13 protein-coding genes are annotated in these 17,637 nt (G+C 53.2%); 10 read left to right on the top strand and 3 right to left on the bottom strand.

The features are described from left to right. Positions 1-45 precede the first annotated feature (45 nt). Positions 46-393: a CHC2 zinc finger domain-containing protein gene (locus tag QEH53_RS14595; RefSeq protein ID WP_309023948.1), complete on the bottom strand. Its 348-nt coding sequence runs from the start codon at positions 391-393 to the stop codon at positions 46-48. Between the two features lie 143 nt (positions 394-536). On the opposite strand from QEH53_RS14595, the gene QEH53_RS14590 reads away from it, so the two are divergent. The 9 genes from QEH53_RS14590 to QEH53_RS14550 all read left to right on the top strand — a co-directional run bounded on the left by QEH53_RS14590 (position 537) and on the right by QEH53_RS14550 (position 13,571). After that, on the top strand, positions 537-1,070 hold the full coding sequence (locus tag QEH53_RS14590; protein ID WP_309023947.1) for a hypothetical protein: 534 nt from the start codon (positions 537-539) through the stop codon (positions 1,068-1,070). A 243-nt stretch (positions 1,071-1,313) separates the two neighbouring features. Then, positions 1,314-3,701, top strand: a complete 2,388-nt coding sequence (gene hsdR, locus QEH53_RS14585; RefSeq protein WP_309023946.1) for an EcoAI/FtnUII family type I restriction enzme subunit R — start codon at positions 1,314-1,316, stop codon at positions 3,699-3,701. Between the two features lie 299 nt (positions 3,702-4,000). After that, positions 4,001-5,440: a class I SAM-dependent DNA methyltransferase gene (locus QEH53_RS14580; RefSeq protein ID WP_309023945.1), complete on the top strand. Its 1,440-nt coding sequence runs from the start codon at positions 4,001-4,003 to the stop codon at positions 5,438-5,440. A gap of 1 nt (position 5,441) precedes the next feature. Beyond that, entirely contained in the window at positions 5,442-6,746 is a 1,305-nt protein-coding gene (locus QEH53_RS14575; RefSeq protein ID WP_309023944.1) for a restriction endonuclease subunit S, read from the top strand. Between the two features lie 19 nt (positions 6,747-6,765). Then, complete coding sequence (locus QEH53_RS14570) at positions 6,766-8,607, top strand: DUF262 domain-containing protein (RefSeq protein WP_309023943.1); 1,842 nt, start codon at positions 6,766-6,768, stop codon at positions 8,605-8,607. A 4-nt stretch (positions 8,608-8,611) separates the two neighbouring features. Beyond that, positions 8,612-9,598: a DUF3644 domain-containing protein gene (locus QEH53_RS14565; protein WP_309023942.1), complete on the top strand. Its 987-nt coding sequence runs from the start codon at positions 8,612-8,614 to the stop codon at positions 9,596-9,598. Positions 9,599-9,963: 365 nt separating this feature from the next. Then, the gene (gene mobV, locus QEH53_RS14560; protein WP_309023941.1) at positions 9,964-11,613 is read left to right on the top strand and encodes a MobV family relaxase; all 1,650 of its coding nucleotides are present in this window, start codon (positions 9,964-9,966) and stop codon (positions 11,611-11,613) included. A 235-nt stretch (positions 11,614-11,848) separates the two neighbouring features. Beyond that, positions 11,849-12,733, top strand: coding sequence for a DUF488 domain-containing protein (locus tag QEH53_RS14555; protein WP_309023940.1), 885 nt, complete (start codon positions 11,849-11,851; stop codon positions 12,731-12,733). Between the two features lie 16 nt (positions 12,734-12,749). Further along, positions 12,750-13,571: a hypothetical protein gene (locus QEH53_RS14550; RefSeq protein WP_309023939.1), complete on the top strand. Its 822-nt coding sequence runs from the start codon at positions 12,750-12,752 to the stop codon at positions 13,569-13,571. A 688-nt stretch (positions 13,572-14,259) separates the two neighbouring features. Here the strand turns inward: QEH53_RS14550 and QEH53_RS14545 are convergent. Beyond that, entirely contained in the window at positions 14,260-14,724 is a 465-nt protein-coding gene (locus QEH53_RS14545) for a DUF1641 domain-containing protein (RefSeq protein WP_309023938.1), read from the bottom strand. Further along, positions 14,724-17,108, bottom strand: a complete 2,385-nt coding sequence (gene fdhF, locus QEH53_RS14540) for a formate dehydrogenase subunit alpha (protein WP_369426447.1) — start codon at positions 17,106-17,108, stop codon at positions 14,724-14,726. Before fdhF ends, QEH53_RS14545 begins: the two co-directional genes overlap by 1 nt. Between fdhF and QEH53_RS14535 the strand changes: the two genes are divergently transcribed. Further along, a complete protein-coding gene (locus QEH53_RS14535) occupies positions 17,062-17,508 on the top strand; it encodes an STAS/SEC14 domain-containing protein (protein ID WP_309023936.1) in 447 nt (148 codons plus the stop codon). The two genes, fdhF and QEH53_RS14535, sit on opposite strands and share 47 nt — an antisense overlap. The last annotated feature ends 129 nt before the right edge of the window (positions 17,509-17,637 follow it).

The following is a 17,637-nucleotide window of genomic DNA, read 5'->3' as shown; positions in this document are numbered from 1 at the left end:
GCCGGAGAAATCCGGCGGCCCTTTCTGGTTAATCCTTGATTGGGTTTACTGGCGGTTGAGCCTCCTTCGATTTTCGAAGCCGCGGGTGCGGCCGTATTCGATGTAAACATCGTATTCCAAGGCTAGCATTTCGACAGCCTCGACAAATTCGATGCCGTTAGATCGCATCTCAAACTCGATGACATCGCCGGCAATGCCCGTGCGTTCGCAGCGGAAACGCTGCTTCGTCCTATCCACAGCCAAGCACTGGTTCCTTGGATCACCGCAAAACGGCGAACAACCGCGAAGCAGCTCACCATCCCGCCTAAGCGGAAACTGAGACTGGATGTGATCGCAGATCTCCACCGCTTTCTTTATTCGAAGGACAGAGTCCTTATTAACATATTTACCCATTGGGATTTTCCTTTCTGGCTCTGTTTTTTAGGAGAGTAGACGAGTGCCAGAGCTTGCACGTCTCGCTACACTTTTAGTGAGTAGTATCCTTCATTTGAATACTTTAAACTTGTACTTTTCGTCCGATCCAACATAGTGGTCATATGGCCACTTACTTTTCACAAGACCTTCGCCGGTCACGACAGGACACGCAGGAGCTCCCGCTCGAACAAATCATTCGCGGTCTCTTTCCAGACCTCATCAGTCTTCAAACTTCGGTGACGGATCGAGAAGACATTAGCGGCACCGATGCCCTGATTCGACTTAGCGACGATCAGCGTCTAAAAACTGACTTAAAATTCAGAACCTTGGATCCTCGTCGGTTCGGCAACGATGACCTTGCGGTCGAGACTTGGTCTGTATTCGAAAAGAAGATACCCGGTTATCGCGGTAAGCAAACAGACGTCCTTATTTGGATCTTCAAAGACACCCATCGCGCCGTGGCAGTACCCTTTCACGCCTACAGGAAGCGCGTTGCCGAAAAGCGCAAAATGCTTCTCAGAACTTTGCCAACGCAAACCCAAACGACGATTAACCACTACGGCCAAAGTTACGAGTCACACCACCTATTCGTACCCGCATGGATATTCCAAGACCTCATCATCGAAGCCCACAATCCAACCCAAAAGATAGCTTAGTACGATTGCCGCAGCGGCTGCTAAAAGCAGCCCTGCCAGCAACGGTTTTGAAAGGATAGAACCAGATCCTAAATCAACACCCAAGAGAGCACACCGAACAGATCTCTCAAGGAAAGAGGCTCCTTCGCGAAGAGCAGGAGCCTCTTGTCGTTGACCACCCAAAAGCCCTGGCATTTTGCCCTCGCAATCTTACTTAGGGGCGGCAAATCTCTGAGCTCCTCTCCCCTTTTTCCCTCTAATTCGATGAACAAAAAGTCCCTCAGCGAACGCGACATCTGCACCAAGTTCATTACCCCAAGTATTGTTGCAGCAGGTTGGGACAACGCTTCGCAAATCCGCGAGGAAGTCGGTTTCACTGATGGTCGCATCTACGTTCGCGGCAAACTCCACACCAGGGGAGAACGCAAACGAGCCGACTACATACTCTACTACAAACCAAATATCCCACTCGCCGTGGTAGAGGCGAAGGACAACAAGCACTCCGTCAAATCAGGTCTCCAACAGGCTCTCGGATATGCTGACACCTTGGACATCCCATTTGTGTTCAGCAGTAATGGCGACGCCTTCGCTTTCCACGACAAGACAGCATCGGGCACCCCCATCGAGACCGAGCTGTCCCTCGACTCGTTTCCCTCTCCCGAAGCCCTTTGGCGAAAATACTGTCTCGCGAAGAATATTACTCCAGAGGTCGAGCCGATCGCCGCCCAAGACTACTACATCGACAATCCCAAACGCTCGCCCCGCTACTACCAACAGATCGCAGTCAACCGAACCGTCAACGCGATCGCTCGAGACGAAGGAGACAACCGCCACCTGCTGGTTATGGCCACTGGCACCGGCAAAACCTACACCGCGTTTCAGATCATCTACCGCCTCTGGAAGAGTGGACTCAAAAAACGTATCCTCTTCCTAGCCGACCGCACTGCACTCATTGACCAAACCGCACGCGGCGACTTCCGCCATTTCAAGGAGGCCATGACGGTCATCAAGCACAAGCAGATCGACACCGCCTACAACATCTACCTCGCCCTCTACCAGGGCCTCTCGGACAACAACGACACCGACGCCTACAAGCAATTCAGCCCCGATTTCTTTGATCTCGTAGTCATCGACGAGTGCCACCGCGGGAGCGCTCGGGAAAACAGCAAGTGGCGGGAGATCCTAGACTACTTCTCAAACGCGTCCCACGTCGGTCTGACCGCCACCCCTAAAGAAACCGAAGAAGTATCCAGTTCCGAATACTTCGGCGACCCGCTCTACACCTATTCCCTGAAGCAAGGCATCGAGGACGGATTTCTCGCTCCATACAAGGTAGTCAAAGTCACTCTCGACATTGACGCCGAAGGCTGGAGACCTCCAGCAGGCTTCAAGGACAAGGACGGCGAAGAAGTAGAAGACCGCATCTACAACCGAACTGACTTCGACAAAAACATCGTCGTCGAAGAACGCCGCCAAGCCGTAGCTAAGAAGATCACCGAGTTCCTAAAAGGCAGCGACCGATTCTCCAAGACCATCGTCTTCTGCACCGATATCGAGCACGCGGAAGGCATGCGAGCGGAGCTGGCGAACGCCAACCAAGACCTCGTGTCTCAGAATTCTAAATACATCATGCAGATCACGGGTGACAACGCCATCGGCAAAGCCCACCTAGACGCCTTCACAAGTCCATCCGAACGCTACCCGGTCATCGCAACAACCTCCAAGCTCATGACCACCGGCGTCGATGCTCAGACCTGCAAGCTCATCGTGCTCGATTCCGAGATCAAATCGATGACTGAGTTCAAGCAGATCATCGGACGCGGCACCCGTATCAACGAAGACTTCGGCAAACACTACTTCACCATCATGGACTTCCGGAACGTCACCGCCCTCTTCGCGGACCCCGACTTCGATGGCGACCCCGTCCGCATCAAAGCGACCACCGAGCAAGACGACATTTCAAACGCCGACACCGAAGCAAACGACGAAGAGATCATCGACGATGTATCTGGCGAGACGGTCGATTTCGGAGATGCCGAGCGCCCTGACATATCAATCCTCGACGAAGAAGCCGGCGATTACCCGCGCCGCCGCAAAGTCACGGTGAACGGTATCGAAGTTATGGTCATCAAGGAGCGCGTCATGTACATGGGCCCCGATGGGAAGATCATCACCGAACGCCTTCTCGACTACACCCGCAAAAACATCCGGAACGCCTACGCATCCCTCGACGACTTTCTCACCTCCTGGAAAACGGCGGACCGCAAGCGAGCCATCTTGGAAGAACTAGAAGCCAAAGGCATTTTCTTCTCCGCCTTGCAGGACGAAGTGGGAGCGGATTTCGAGCCATTCGACCTGATCTGCCACGTCGCCTTTGAACAAAAGCCCCTCACTCGCCGTGAACGCGCCAACAACGTTCGCAAACGAGACTACTTCTCCCGCTACGGGGAGCTTGCCAGAACCGTGCTCGACAAACTACTCGATAAGTATGCCGACGAGGGCTTGTCCGATTTGGAGGATCCCGCCGTCATCACGCTCCGCCCGATCAACAGTCTTGGAACCGTACCCGAGATCATAAAAGCATTTGGCGGCAGAGACGCCTACGATGCTGCAGTACATGAGCTCGCGACCTCTCTCTACGAAGCCTCATGATTCCTAGAGGAATTCGCTTCGTGTCATCCGGGCAAAAAGAAACCCCGGCGCCTATTCGCTGCAAGCAACGAAGGAAGGGTGTCCGAGGTGTACGCTCCCAACCAGCGGCCGGTGGACCGTCTAGTCAATTGCAATTTCGTAAGTAGACCCTCCTTGAATGACTCCTACGCGACTTACACAAATTGAATCCGCCGGGCTCGGCCCTTGGCTGAAACAGATCGACAGCCTCTAGCCACTCTACAGTTTTCCCATCCTCGGAATCCGCTAGAAATCCTAGCCTTTCCCCAAACATCCCTTTCATGCCAAACATTTCCTCCATCGTAAAAAACGTCCGCAACATCATGCGGAACGAAGACCAAGGCATCTCAGGTGACGCCCAACGCCTCGAGCAGCTGGGCTGGATGCTCTTTCTCAAGATCCTCGACGAAAAGGATCAGGAGCTCGAGTACATCCGCAAAGGCTACAAGTCCGTCATCCCCGAGCAGTTCCAGTGGCGGAAGTGGGCTACCGATCCCGAGGGCATCACCGGCGAACCCCTCCGCCTCTTCATCGACCACCCCACCGAAGGCCTCTTCGTGAAGCTCAAGGAGCTAAAATCCTCCCACGCCCCAGAACGTGCCGCCCTCGTTCGCGAGGTCTTCGACGGACTGAACAACTACATGAAGTCCGGCTACGCCATGCGCAAGGTGATCAACCAGCTCAACGGCTTCGACTTCAACAACAGCGAAGACCGCCACATCTTCGGCACCATCTATGAGTCCATCCTCCTCGAGCTGCGCGACGCAGGCAACAAGGGCGAGTACTACACCCCTCGCGCCATCACCCAGCTGATGACTCAGATGACCAACCCACGTCTCGGCGAACGTGTGCTCGACCCAGCAGCCGGCACCGGCGGCTTCCTCACTGCCGCCATCGACTACATCCGAGACAAGGAAGTTCATGACCTGCCAGATGAGGCCAAACTCCAAGAGACAGTCACCGGCTGGGAATACAAACCCGTCGCCTACGTCCTCGGCCTTACCAACCTCATCCTACACGGCGTCGACGTTCCCGACTACCACTACCGCGATAGTCTCAAAACCGAGTACGCCTCCATCGGCCCGCGCGACCAAGTCGAAGTCATCCTCGCCAACCCCCCTTTCGGAGCCGGCATCGCCGAAGGCGTCGAAACCAACTTCCCCGCATCCTTCCGCTGCCGCGAATCCGCAGACCTCTTCGTCATCCTCATGCTGCAGCTACTCAAGCCTGGAGGACGCTGCGCCATCGTTCTACCCGACGGTTGCATCACCGGAGATGGCTACAAGGAACGCATTCGCGAAAAGCTGCTCACCGACTGCAACCTACACACCATCGTCCGCCTCCCGCAGTCCACCTTCCATCCGGCCACCGTATCCACAAATCTCTTATTTTTCGAAAAAGGCACCCCCACCAAAGACATCTGGTACTACGAGCACCGCCTCCCCGAGGGCCAAAAGAGCTACTCCAAAACCAAACCAATCCAGTTCGACGAATTCGCTTCCTTGATCAAGTGGTGGGCCAAACGCAAAAAGTCAGACGTCGCCTGGAAGGTTAAGGTCAAGGACCTCAAAAGAGGCTTCGACTTGGACATGAAAAACCCAAGTTCGACCGTCGAGGAGAACGACCACACCGTGCATGGACTTCTCGCTCAAATGACAAAGCGACAGGAGAAGATCACCTCCTTAATCGCGAAACTCGAAGCGTCCCTAGACAAAGACTAAGATGGCTCGACTTGGCGATTACATCGAAGAGCAAAACAATCCGATCGGCACCCCTGAAGCCAATGGCCTCCAGTTGATCGGTGTTAGCAACGAACACGGTTTACACCCATCCTCCCAGAGAACCTCAGCGGACTTATCCCGCTACAAACGAATCGAACAAGGTTGGTTCGCTTACAACCCGATGAGGATCAACGTAGGCTCTATCGGCCTATCCGATGACGAGTCTAAAGTCGGCTTCACCAGTCCCGACTACACCGTCTTCTCCTGCCGCGAAGGTCTCGACCCGCGCTACTTGCTCCATTTTCTCAAAAGCGACTACGGACTCGAAGCCATCGCTCGCAACAGCTCTGGAGCCGTCCGCAAGCGTCTCTACTTTTCCGGACTTTCGGAGATAGAGCTCCATATTCCCAGTCCAAGAGAACAGGCTGCAGCCGTATCCAGAATCGAAAACATCTCGAACACGATTCGCTACATCCGAGATAAGAACAGCGACACCCAAGACCTGCCGCAGCTCAAGCAAGCCATCCTGCAGGAAGCGATTCAGGGAAAGCTCACCGACGACTGGCGGGCTGAAAATCCCGACGTCGAAGCTGCCAGCGAACTTCTCAAACGCATCCAAGCCGAAAAAGCCGGCCTCGTCGCCGAAAAGAAAATCCGCAAAGAGAAACCACTACCAAAGATAACTAACGAAGACATCCTTTTTGAAATACCGGAGAGCTGGGAGTGGTGTAGGCTTGCGGAGGTTGCAAACGCCATCCACTACGGTTACACAGCATCAGCCGACCCAAGTCTCAGTGAAACACGATTACTAAGAATCACTGATATTCAGGATGACAAAGTGGATTGGGAGTCAGTCCCTGGCTGTCAATGCATGGAAAAGGACCGAAAGAAATATAGCCTCACCATAGGCGATATCCTGATAGCCCGAACAGGCGGAACTGTTGGAAAATCGTTTCTTGTAGATTCGTTGCCAGTTCAATCCGTCTTTGCTTCCTATCTGGTCCGAATTATCCCATCCCTACTGGAAATAGCGATTTTCACGAAGCTCTACCTTGGTAGCCCATGCTACTGGTCGCAAATCGTCGACGCCGCTCGAGGAGCACAACCAAATGTTAGCGGATCAAAACTGAAACAGCTATTGATCCCCCTCCCGCCCCTAGCCGAGCAAGCCGTCATCGTCGAACGCGTGGAAGCTCTGATGGAAACCTGCCGCGAGCTGGAAGCTGAAATCGAGCACTCCCAAGCCCACGCCAACCAACTCCTCCAAGCCGTCCTCAAAGAAGCCTTCGCCCCCGCCACCACCTAATTTCAAGGAAACCAACCCCATGGACATCTCACCTGACAAGCAGAACATCGACCGTGTCTTCTCGAACACAGCCTACTACATCGACTTTTACCAACGCGACTACCGCTGGACGGATGAGCCAGTGCTGCGGCTGCTCGATGACATCTTCTTCAAATTCAAAGAACAGTATGCTCGCACCAGCGACCGCGACCCGTCCATGGAGACGATCACCGCGCACTATCCATGGTATTACCTGAACACCTACGTCACCAACGTTGTGAACGGGCGGACTTACATTGTGGATGGCCAGCAGCGCCTAACCACCTTGTCCCTTATTCTCGTCAAGTTGCGCCACCTAGCTAAACAGCATCAATCGGAATTGCAGGGCTGGATAGAGACCAAGATCGGCGGACAGCAGGGATTCGAGCGCCATTTCTGGATGAACCACATCGGTCACAAGGCTGCCCAACAGGGGCTCTTCGATGGCAAGGATGCCAAGGAGATCGACATCTCCAGCGGCATCACCGCCGCCAACATGGTCTCCAACTACGGTATCATCAGCGCCTTCATCGACAAGGTACTAAGGGAGAAGCACATTTTCGAGACCTTCGTCTTCTACTTCCTCTACCGGCTCGTCCTCATCAACCTTGAGGTTGAGCAGACCGACGTATCCATGGTCTTCGAAGTCATCAACGACCGAGGGGTAAAACTACGACCTTACGAAATCCTCAAAGGCAAGCTCCTCGGTCAAATCGACAAAATCGAGCTCGACAAGGACCGCTACAACGAACTTTGGGAGAAGCAGGCCAGTGCCATCAATAGCTTTAAAGAAGACGAACTGGACGTCTTTTTCCGCTTTTACCTCAAGGCCAAATACGCAAACAAGCGCAGCGAGGGAGCAAAGTTCGACGGTGACTACCATCGAGCCATGTTCAGCTTCGACATGGATGAGAAGCTCGAGCTCCTCCACAATCCAGCCAAGGTCAAAGCCTTCCTGAAAGGTGAGTTCACGTACTACTCAAATCTCTTCATCAAATTACGGGCTGCCTACGGCTGCGATCAGCAAAACCTCCGAGGCGTTTACTACAATTACCTCCTCGACTTAGACGCACCATTCCTACTCGCCATCGCCGCTTGCTCCAAGGACGACCCGAGAGAGGATGAGAAAATCCGGATTGTGACCGGAGAAGCCGACCGATACTTCTCCCTACTTCAGCTACAGAATGCATACGACAGCAACGAGTTCGCTGACTCGCTCTTCCGCATTGCCACGGCAATACGCGAGACAGATCCCGAAACTTATCGTGCTGCCTTCGACGCCGAACTCATCGCCGCCATCGCCGCTCGACGAAACGTATCCGAGGCTGAACCGCTCAGTTACGCCGCGTTCAAGCAGACCGGCATCAATCTGAACACCCGCTTTAAACGCTACTTCTTCGCTCGCATCGACGAGTTCCTCGCCATGCACATGAACCTGAACGCGAAGCATCCCATCGCCGATCTGGTCACCAAAACAGGTGCTAAAACTGGCTTCCACGTCGAACACATCCTATCGTGGAACACTGAGAATAAAGCACTCTTCGATAACGACGAGGAACGCTTCGAACAGGAGCGAAACCGGCTCGGCGGCATCCTGCTCCTCAAGGGTAAAGACAACATCTCTAGCAACAACGAACCTTATTCGGAGAAGCTTAAGTCTTATGCGAATACCCTCTACTGGAATGAGACTCTCCGGGAGGACAGCTACAAGTCGAAGCTCGATTTGAAAGCTCTCAAATCCACCTTCGGCCTCGACCTCGTTCATCTAGAAGCATTCGGTCCGAACGAGCTAGAGGCCCGTCACAAACTCCTCTTTCAGCTTATCGGCATCATCTGGAAGTAGTGCGATGAAGGCCCGCTCCAAAGAGCTCCTGGATCGAGCAGTTGCCGCGACGGTGGCAGCCATCGAGATCTACAATAAACCGGATTTCCTCTATCGCGAAGAAGCCTTCGCCGTCCTCGCCATCAACGGATGGGAACTACTCCTCAAAGCCAAATGGCTAGCCGACCACGGCAACAAGGTCAGTTCGCTCTACGTTATGGAGCCGCGCACAAAGAAGGATGGCACCAAAAGCAAGAAGCTGCAGATCAAGCCGACTGCATCCGGCAACCCATTCACCCACAGTCTCGATTTCCTCGCCAAGAAGCTCGTAGAGTCGAAAGCCTTCGACACAAACGCCTGGGCCAACATCCAAGCCCTGCTGGAGATGCGAAACTCCTCAATCCACTTCTACAACCGCTCCGGAGCGTTTCCCGTTCGCCTCCAGGAAATCGGCACCGCCAGCCTGAAGAACTTCGTTGCCACCACCAAGGCATGGTTCGGGCGCGACATGTCGGAGTTTAACTTTTACCTCATGCCACTGTCCTTCATCGCGCTGCCGCAGCAGACGGATGCCGTCGTTCTAAACCACGAGGAAAAGAAATTCCTCAACTTCGTCGAAAGCCTCGAACCCGCCAACGACGACGCAGATTCGCCTTATTCCGTGACGGTAAACATCGACATCAAGTTCACCCGCTCCAAAGCCAAAGAGGCGCTCGGTGTCCAATTCACCAACGACCCGAACGCTCCCGCAGTCCGACTGACCGAAGAGCAAATCCGCGAACGGTACCCATGGGACTACGACCGTCTCACTACAGAATGCCGCAAGCGGTATTCCGATTTCAAAGCGGCACAGAAGTATCACGACATCCGCAAGTCTCTACTTAAGGACAAGCGCTTTGGCGAAATCCGCTTCCTCGACCCCGGAAACCCAAAGAGTTCCAAGAAGCCTTTCTTCAGCCCCAACATTCTCCAGGAGCTAGACAAGCACTACGATAGGAAGCGACGAAAATAGCGGCGGGGTAGGGACCTGAACCTTACCCGACGAACCCGCTGGTTCGTTGTCGTCGATTACCTGTGAGGCGCCAGAGAGAAAGCCGACCCAACGGCCAATTCGCCTAAACATAGCCCGATCCAGCTTCCAGGCCAGGTAGCCTGAAGCTCCAAGAAGAAAGCCTCGCAGAGCCCGCAGAGCGCTCACTGGGTTTTTGAGGCACGAAAAAAACCCGTAGTGAGTGTACGGTATTTCCCAAATACCTCACCCGATCTCGGCCCAGCCTCCATCAGGAACCCACACCCCACAGGTCGCCTCCATGAGAGAAGTTCAAAAAAGTGAGGCCAACCCCTTGCGCGAAGCTCCTTAGATCAAACAAGCCAAATATGGCTAAGACGATACTAAGAGTCACCAAACTCAAAACAAAGGCAAAAATCCGCAGGGCAAGCGACCACAACACGCGCCGCATCAAACCGCAGGGAATCTATGATCCCTCAAAGGAGAAGTTCAACCGAGTAGTTGGCGAGCTCGACGCTTTCCAAGCTTGGGAGGATAGGACAGAAACGCTAACGAAGAACATACGGAAGAACGCCGTCCGTGCCCTAGAACTGTTGATCGGCTTCTCGCCTGAGGCCACCAGCACCATCGATCCAGAAGCATTTTTCGAGGACGCACTCGATTGGGCAAAAGCGGAATATGGAGAAAATAACATCCTCCAAGCAGCGCTACACGTGGACGAGAAAACTCCGCACGTACAAATCATCGTGGTCCCAATTCTTAAGAAAACCAACAAGCGAGGAATAGAACAAACGATCCTCAGCGCCGACGATTTCATCGGATCGCCCACAAAGCTGAAGAACCTACAGACTTCGATTTGGGAAGATGTCGGAAAAAAATACGGGCTAGAAAGAGGCGACCCAGGAAGCAAACGGAAGCACACTCCTCCTAAAGAATTCCAACGGCTCCTAGCCGAAAAACTGGCATCCACACCTAAGCTCGACACGCCTCCTTACGTAAACCGCGAAGCTTATCGCGAAAACGCACAGAATATCATAAACCAACACGCAGACCGAATCCTCGAGCTCGAACAGGAAAACGAAGCTTTGAAAAAGGAACTCAAACAAGCTCGAGCCGAGATTGCGAAGGTCGAGAAGGAGAGAGAAACGGCCATCAAGCCACCCCCACTCCAAGATGTGATCGAAGCATTGGGCTACTCAGCCACGGCCAAGGATTATTCGTCGAAGACCTACACGACCCACATTGGCACGATACGAGTCAGCAACTCGAAGACCACCAAACAAATCAAAGTCGATGGCAAAATGCAGGAGAGCAATACCTTCAACCTGTTGCAGACGCTAATGCCCCAACTCAATAACAACAATGCCCTCCGTTGGCTCAACAATCGTTTTGGTCCAGAGCCATCACTGGAAGCCTACAGCCAACATGTAATAAATCTGCCTCCGCCAAAGCGATTGAGCGCCGATGAGGAATTCAAGCTATTCGGCGACGAGGATCCATCCCGTTGGAAAGAAGCCCGTTCATGGTTGATAGACTATTTGAGATTACCACCCGACTTCATCGATGATCTAGCCGACAAAAAGCTCCTTCGGGCTGGCGAGCGGGATTTGATTGTTTTTAAGAACTACGAGGCCGGCAAGCTCATAGGAGCAACGCTCAAATCCCGAAAATTCGAGTATGAGTACTGCATAGGTAAAGCGGGGTTCACAATCCCAGCTTTAGACGGCAACGTTAATTCCCAAACAAATGGGCCACTCATCGCTAAAAATCACCTCGACGCTCTAGTCCTAGGAGCAAGCGGCGAACCGGTTCGAATCAAAAAACCAAAGGAGCAACCCATTCGCCCTCCAAGAGGCTTCGAATCCTGGCTAATGGCCCTCTCAAAACAGGGCTGGGACTCAGTTCAGAAATCCCTAGCCGCTCGTGGAAAGAAACGAAAGAAGATCAATCCTGAAAAGAAAGAGCACAAACCGGATTCAAAAGACAACAAGGACATCGGAAAACGAATAGACCCGTAGCCGATCCAGCAACTGCTGGACAAACCAAAAGGCGACAACAACCCACCTTCTAGGACAACGAATGTCCGATACTAAAAGTTATATTCAGCAGATCAACCAACGAAGAAGATGTTCTCGGATCGAAAGACACCCGATGAGCTACAGCTTGCCAGGTTTGCCAATTTCAGTCATCTAACCCAACCTTATGAATTGGGGCGATGAATATCGTTCATGCGCTCGCAACTATTTACTCCCAATGATTTACCAACGACAAAAGCTTCTCCTATCCCTCCTAAAAACGCTAGGTGGTGAGGTGAAGAGTACCGATTTCCAAAAACTGCTTTTTCTCTTCACCAAGGAACACGAAGAGGAACCGTCCTATGAGTTCGTACCCTACAAATTCGGATGTTTCTCTTTCACTTCCTACGCTGACAAAAGGAAGTTAACAGAGAAAGGTTATCTCGAAGACTGCGAAGGCTGGAAACTGGCCAAAGAAGGCCCTAAACTGGCTTCATTTGCCCAGCGACAAGGTTTGTTTAGGTTAAACAAGAACTATGGAAGCAAACGAGGTTCCGACCTCGTGAGCGAAGTTTACACCCGCTACCCGGAGACCGCTTGGAGAAGCGAAATCATCGACAAGGTAATTGATGACCCAAGCCTTCGGAGACGGATCAGAAATGCTCGACCCTCTAGAAGTGGGCCAGGCCTTGCGACTATCGGATACGAAGGAAAAACATTGGAAGGCTATTTAAACCTATTGCTTGAAGATGGGGTCACAACTCTTTGTGACGTGAGGCGAAACCCGCTGAGCCGAAAGTACGGTTTTTCCAAAGGAGCCCTATCTTCAGCCTGCGAAAGTCTTGGAATCCGCTATGAGCATTTGCCTCAATTGGGAATCGCCTCAGATCAGCGCCGAGAACTACACACGCAAGCCGATTACGACGCACTCTTCGAAGAATACGAACGAGACAATCTCCCACGTCAGACTGATGCGGTCGAAACGATTTCATCTTGGATCAAAGAAGGAGAACGCGTCGCGTTGACGTGCTATGAACATGCTCCGCATCAATGTCATCGACACTGCGTCGCCGAAGCTGTTGAACATCAAATAGGAGGAATTTTAGATTTATGCCATTTATAGCCTGTTGCCCTATTAAATGAAGAATGAACGAATCCTTGTAGCAGTAAAAACCTATCCAACTCTTTCATCCACTCACATAGAGCTAGTTTGTACGGCTGGCGTTAGGGAGGACGGCTCTTGGGTAAGGGTATATCCAGTCCCCTTCCGGTTCCTGGACGGAGACCGAAAATTCAGCAAATGGCACTGGGTCGAACTCCCTCTCATCAAAAGAGAGAAAGACGCTCGACCGGAGTCTCATTCTCCAGTGGACCGGCACAAGATCGACCTCTTGGAAGAAGTCGGGACTCATGACAATTGGCGCCAGCGAAAGGAGCTGATCCTAGAGAAGGGAAAAGTTTGGACGAACATGACGGAACTCATCTGCGCCGCAAAGCGAAACGACTGCTCTCTTGCTACCTTCAAACCAACGAAAATCGAATTTCAGTATCAGGGGTGCGAGAGAGAGTGGGACGAAAACAAGCTAGCAGCCGCCCAGAACCAAATGAGTCAGCAGGGGTTGTTCGAAGATGATGCGGTTCCCGACAACTTTCGCATCGCAGACAAAGTACCCTACGATTTCTCCTACAAAATAACCGACGACGACGAACGTGTATCCACACTCAAAATATTAGACTGGGAAATCGGCATGTTGTACTGGAACTGCTTGAAGACTGCCAACGGAGACGAAAAAACAGCACTCTCCAAGGTCTACCAGAAGTACGGTGAAGAATTCCTTCAAAAGGACATTCACCTGTTTCTTGGAACCAGTTTGCAATGGCACAACGTTGGTCCTAATCCTTGGATGATAATCGGAGTTTTCCCTCCTCCGATTGAAAGACAAATGTCGCTAGCGATCTGAACGCACCATACACGATAGGATGATCCCATTTGATACGATGCGAGTGATTCTCCGCGCTCAGCTTTCTCCACTACTTCCAATACGTTCGAATGACTCGCTTACCGCGAAGCTACCGCTGATCCAATTCTCAGCCGCTCAACTCAGTACAGTGACCTAACCACGACCGAAAAGGTGCAGAAGCACCGCGATCTTGCTTTCTACCAAGTTTAGAAATGAAGAAGAGCGATAATCCTAAGTTCAAATCGACCCCAAGAAAATTCCGAGACTCACCCACCAAAAAAATAACAACAGAATTACCAATACTCTGCCGATCTGGCACTACTGGAGCAATTTCAGGTTCGCATATACATTTCATTTTTATCGCAAAATTTGAAACAAAAGCACAAAATTCGAAACAAACCCAATCGAGCAAAAAACTCTCATATACCTGTTAAACATATACTTATATCTTATTATCAATAATTTATCGACATTATAGGACGCGGGTTCGACTCCCGCCACCTCCACCAATTTAAGCCCCGATATCGGGGCTTTTTTTGTATCCAGTTCCAGCCGTCGAACCCAAACGGTTCGACGTTTCACTTACGCCCGAGTGTCGTCGTGAACTCCTCGTTGCCCGCCCCCTCCTCTGCGAAGTTCTGCTCTGTCTCGTGCCGGCTCCTCCCCTTCGCCACGCATGGTATTCAACTTACAATGACGTAGCGATACCATCCTGCTGGCCTCGAGATCGATCGCCTTCGCCCAGTCCCTCGCCTATCGACTTTAGAATTATCAAGATCGAAGCCATGGCACGGCGCACGTCCGGGTCACGCGCCAACTTGAGTACCTGCAATGTGCCAGGCGGTTCCTTGCCCAGCATTTCGCTGGCTCGTTCCGTCCCTTTGCCGAACCCGCTGGCCACGCCTTCGAGCTTTTCCGCCGGGACATTCGACAGTACTTCGGCGAGCAAAGCCACCGATCCGATCAGACGCCGCCCTGCCGGACCGGTGAGGTGTTCCAAAGCAGCGCCCGATACCCCTGCAAACTGTCCTGTGAAGCCCTGCAACGCGCGTAGCGTGCCCGACTCACTGAGCGTTTCGATCAAGCCTTCCAGCTCGTCGCGGGCCGTCGGCTTTGGTGCTGGCTCGGTGGTATAACTCAGTTCTTCCGCCATTAAACGTTCCCTCCATCTGGCCTGCTCGTTTCAGGGTCGTGGTAATCGTCGCGCCGCCATTTGTCCTCCACGCGGACGCTGCGCAGCGGCGTCGGCTTTCCGTTCCTTGGATTGCTCTTCGGAATCGGCGACGCCGAACGCCTGCCAAGCTTCTTAACGCTCGCGGACATTTCCTTGTAGGCGGGCGTATCGACCACAGGGTCCGCCTTAGTAGATGTTAAATGATTCACACGCTGCTCAGTCGAACAAATTGGCATATAGAGCTCGCCGCTGCGAAGACTATCCGACACGACGATCTGCGTTGTCACTTTACCAAACGGCGAACGCACTTCGACCCAATCGCCTTCCTCAAGGCCCTGTTCGTTCGCGTCTGCCGGGTTCATTTCCACGAACGCTTCGTGGATTTTCTCCACGCAGCCTTTCACTCTAAAGGTCATGTTGCCTTCGTGAAAGTGCTCGAGCACCCGGCCATTATTCAGATGCTGCGGATACTCCTCATCCGGCTGGTTCACGGGCTCCGCGAAGTCGACCGGGAAAAAAGCGGCTTTGCCATCTGCCGTATGGAACTTCTCTTCGTATAGCAAAGGCGTGTCGTTTCCGTCCTTGTCCACCGGCCAACAGAGTGAGTTGTAGCCCTTTAGCCGATCGTAGCGAATCCCAGCGAACTCCGGAACGATCCCGGCAACTTCGTCCATAATGTCGCTGGGGCTTTCATAGTTCCAGTCATGGCCAAGGTGACGAGCGAGGTCCCGGAGGATTTTCCAGTCAGGGCGACACCCCTTCAGCGGCGGCAGCGCTTCGTTGAGTAGCTGCACGCGGCGCTCCGTGTTAACGAAGGTTCCTTCCTTCTCAAGCGACGGCGTTCCGGGCAGCACGACGTCAGCAAAGCGAGCGGTGGTGGAAAAGAAAATCTCTTGGACCGCGAAAAACTCCAATTTCTCCAGCTGCTCCTGAACTCGACGCGCGTTCGAGTCCACCAACGCCAATTCTTCTCCCACGACGTACAGCGCCTTGAGCGTTCCCTCCTCTATGGCGTCGATCATCGTCTTGTTGTTGAGCCCTTTCGCGCTCGGCAACTTCATTCCCCAGGCGTCTTCAAAGGGCTTGCGGGCCTCGTCGCTGCCGACCGAGGCGTAGCCGGGCAGATAATTGTAGAGAGCCCCGAAATCGCAGGAGCCCTGGACGTTGTTGTGTCCGCGCAACGGATACGCTCCTGTGCCGGGCTTGCCGAAGTTGCCCGTTAGGAGCAGGAGATTCGAGATGGCGGTGCAACAATCGGTCCCGCCCATATGCTGCGTCACGCCCATTGCCCAAAGCCCGCAAACCGTTTTGGCGGAGGCAATCTCCTTGGCTACCTGCTTTAGTGTCTCTTTCGTCAGCCCGGTCCGCGCCGCTGCAAACTCCAGCGTAAACTTCTGCAAGCTATCGCGATACTTCTCGAGGTCCTTGACCCGTCGCTCGATAAAGTCTCGGTCTTCCCATCCCTGGTCCAAAATGTACTTCGCGACTGCATTGATCCAGACTAAGTCGGTGCCAGGATTGGGCTGCAGAAAGATTTGCGCCCGGTCCGCCATTTCGTGGGAACGCAAATCGGATACGATCAAGCGCTGTCCATGCACCTTTACTTGCCGCTTGATGCGGGCCGCCAATACAGGATGGGAAACCGCTGTGTTCGACCCTACGATGAAAACAAGCTCCGCTTTCGTGATATCGTCCATCGATCCCGCGTCCGCTCCGTATCCAACTGTTCGTGACAAACCCTTGCTCGCTGGGCTTTGGCAATAGCGAGCGCAATTGTCGACGTTGTTCGTCCCAAACACCGCCCGGGCCAGTTTCTGCACCAGATAGCACTCTTCGTTCGTGATCTTTGAGGACGAAATAAAGGCCACGCTGTCCGGACCATGTTCGTCCACGATCGCTCGCAACCGTTTCGCTGTATACTCCAAAGCTTCATCCCACTCCACCATGTCGAACTTTCCGTCGCGGCGGATGATCGGATTCACAAGACGCTCATCGCTGTTCACGAAATCCCAGCCAAATTTTCCTTTCACACACGTGGAAATCCCGTTCGCTGGAGCATCCTTGTGCGGCTGGACCTTCAAGATATGCCGGCCCTTCGTCCACACTTCAAACGCGCAGCCTACGCCACAATAGGTACACACGGTCTTGGTCCGCTTGATCGTCTCGTCGCGCATCGCCGCCTCCGCCTTCGAAGTAGCGAAAAGCGGGCCGAGGCCGGTGAAGGTTTCCGCGTACTTCACGAGGTCGATCGATTTTCTCAGAACCGGCTTGGGCGCTCCGGTGAAATGCCCCGCCTCGCCGATCATCGATTTCTCCATGAGTGCGTTGCACGGGCAAACGGTCACGCAATGCCCGCAACTCACGCAGGACGATTCATTGATCGGCCTGCCCCCATCCCATAGGACGCGCGGTTGCTCCGATGTCCAGTCGATGCTCAAGGTCTCGGTTACGATCCGGATCAGTGCGTGCGATTGCGATGAATATGTCTCGATGTTGAAAGAGCGAATTTCCCAGCATGGCAAAATCAGCCTCTACTGCGAGATGATAGACTTCGACGGTTGGACACCGGCCGGTCTTTGGGCCGACACGAAGTTCGACGTTACACACGCCAACGACTTCACGCGCATCGCCTTCGCCGCCGATAGCAAGTGGGTTGATCTAATAACGCAGGCGATGAAGCCAATTAGCTCAGCGCAATTCAAACACTTCGCCCTCGCTGAGAGAGAAGAAGCCCTGAGCTGGGCCAAGGGTCAAAAAGGTTAGCCCGACCGTTCACTGGCGTTTGACCGGTCGCAGTGAAACCGCATCCACATCTGCACGCGATCAAAGCCTCAGTCGGCGGAAATGAGTCGGTAAGCGACAAGGTCCAGCTAAGGGCTGTGCCCCTTACCT

Origin of the sequence: Pelagicoccus sp. SDUM812002 (assembly GCF_031127835.1) — a bacterium.
In the GTDB taxonomy this organism is placed as follows: Bacteria; Verrucomicrobiota; Verrucomicrobiia; order Opitutales; family Opitutaceae; genus Pelagicoccus.
This window is presented reverse-complemented; position numbering and strand designations above follow the sequence as displayed.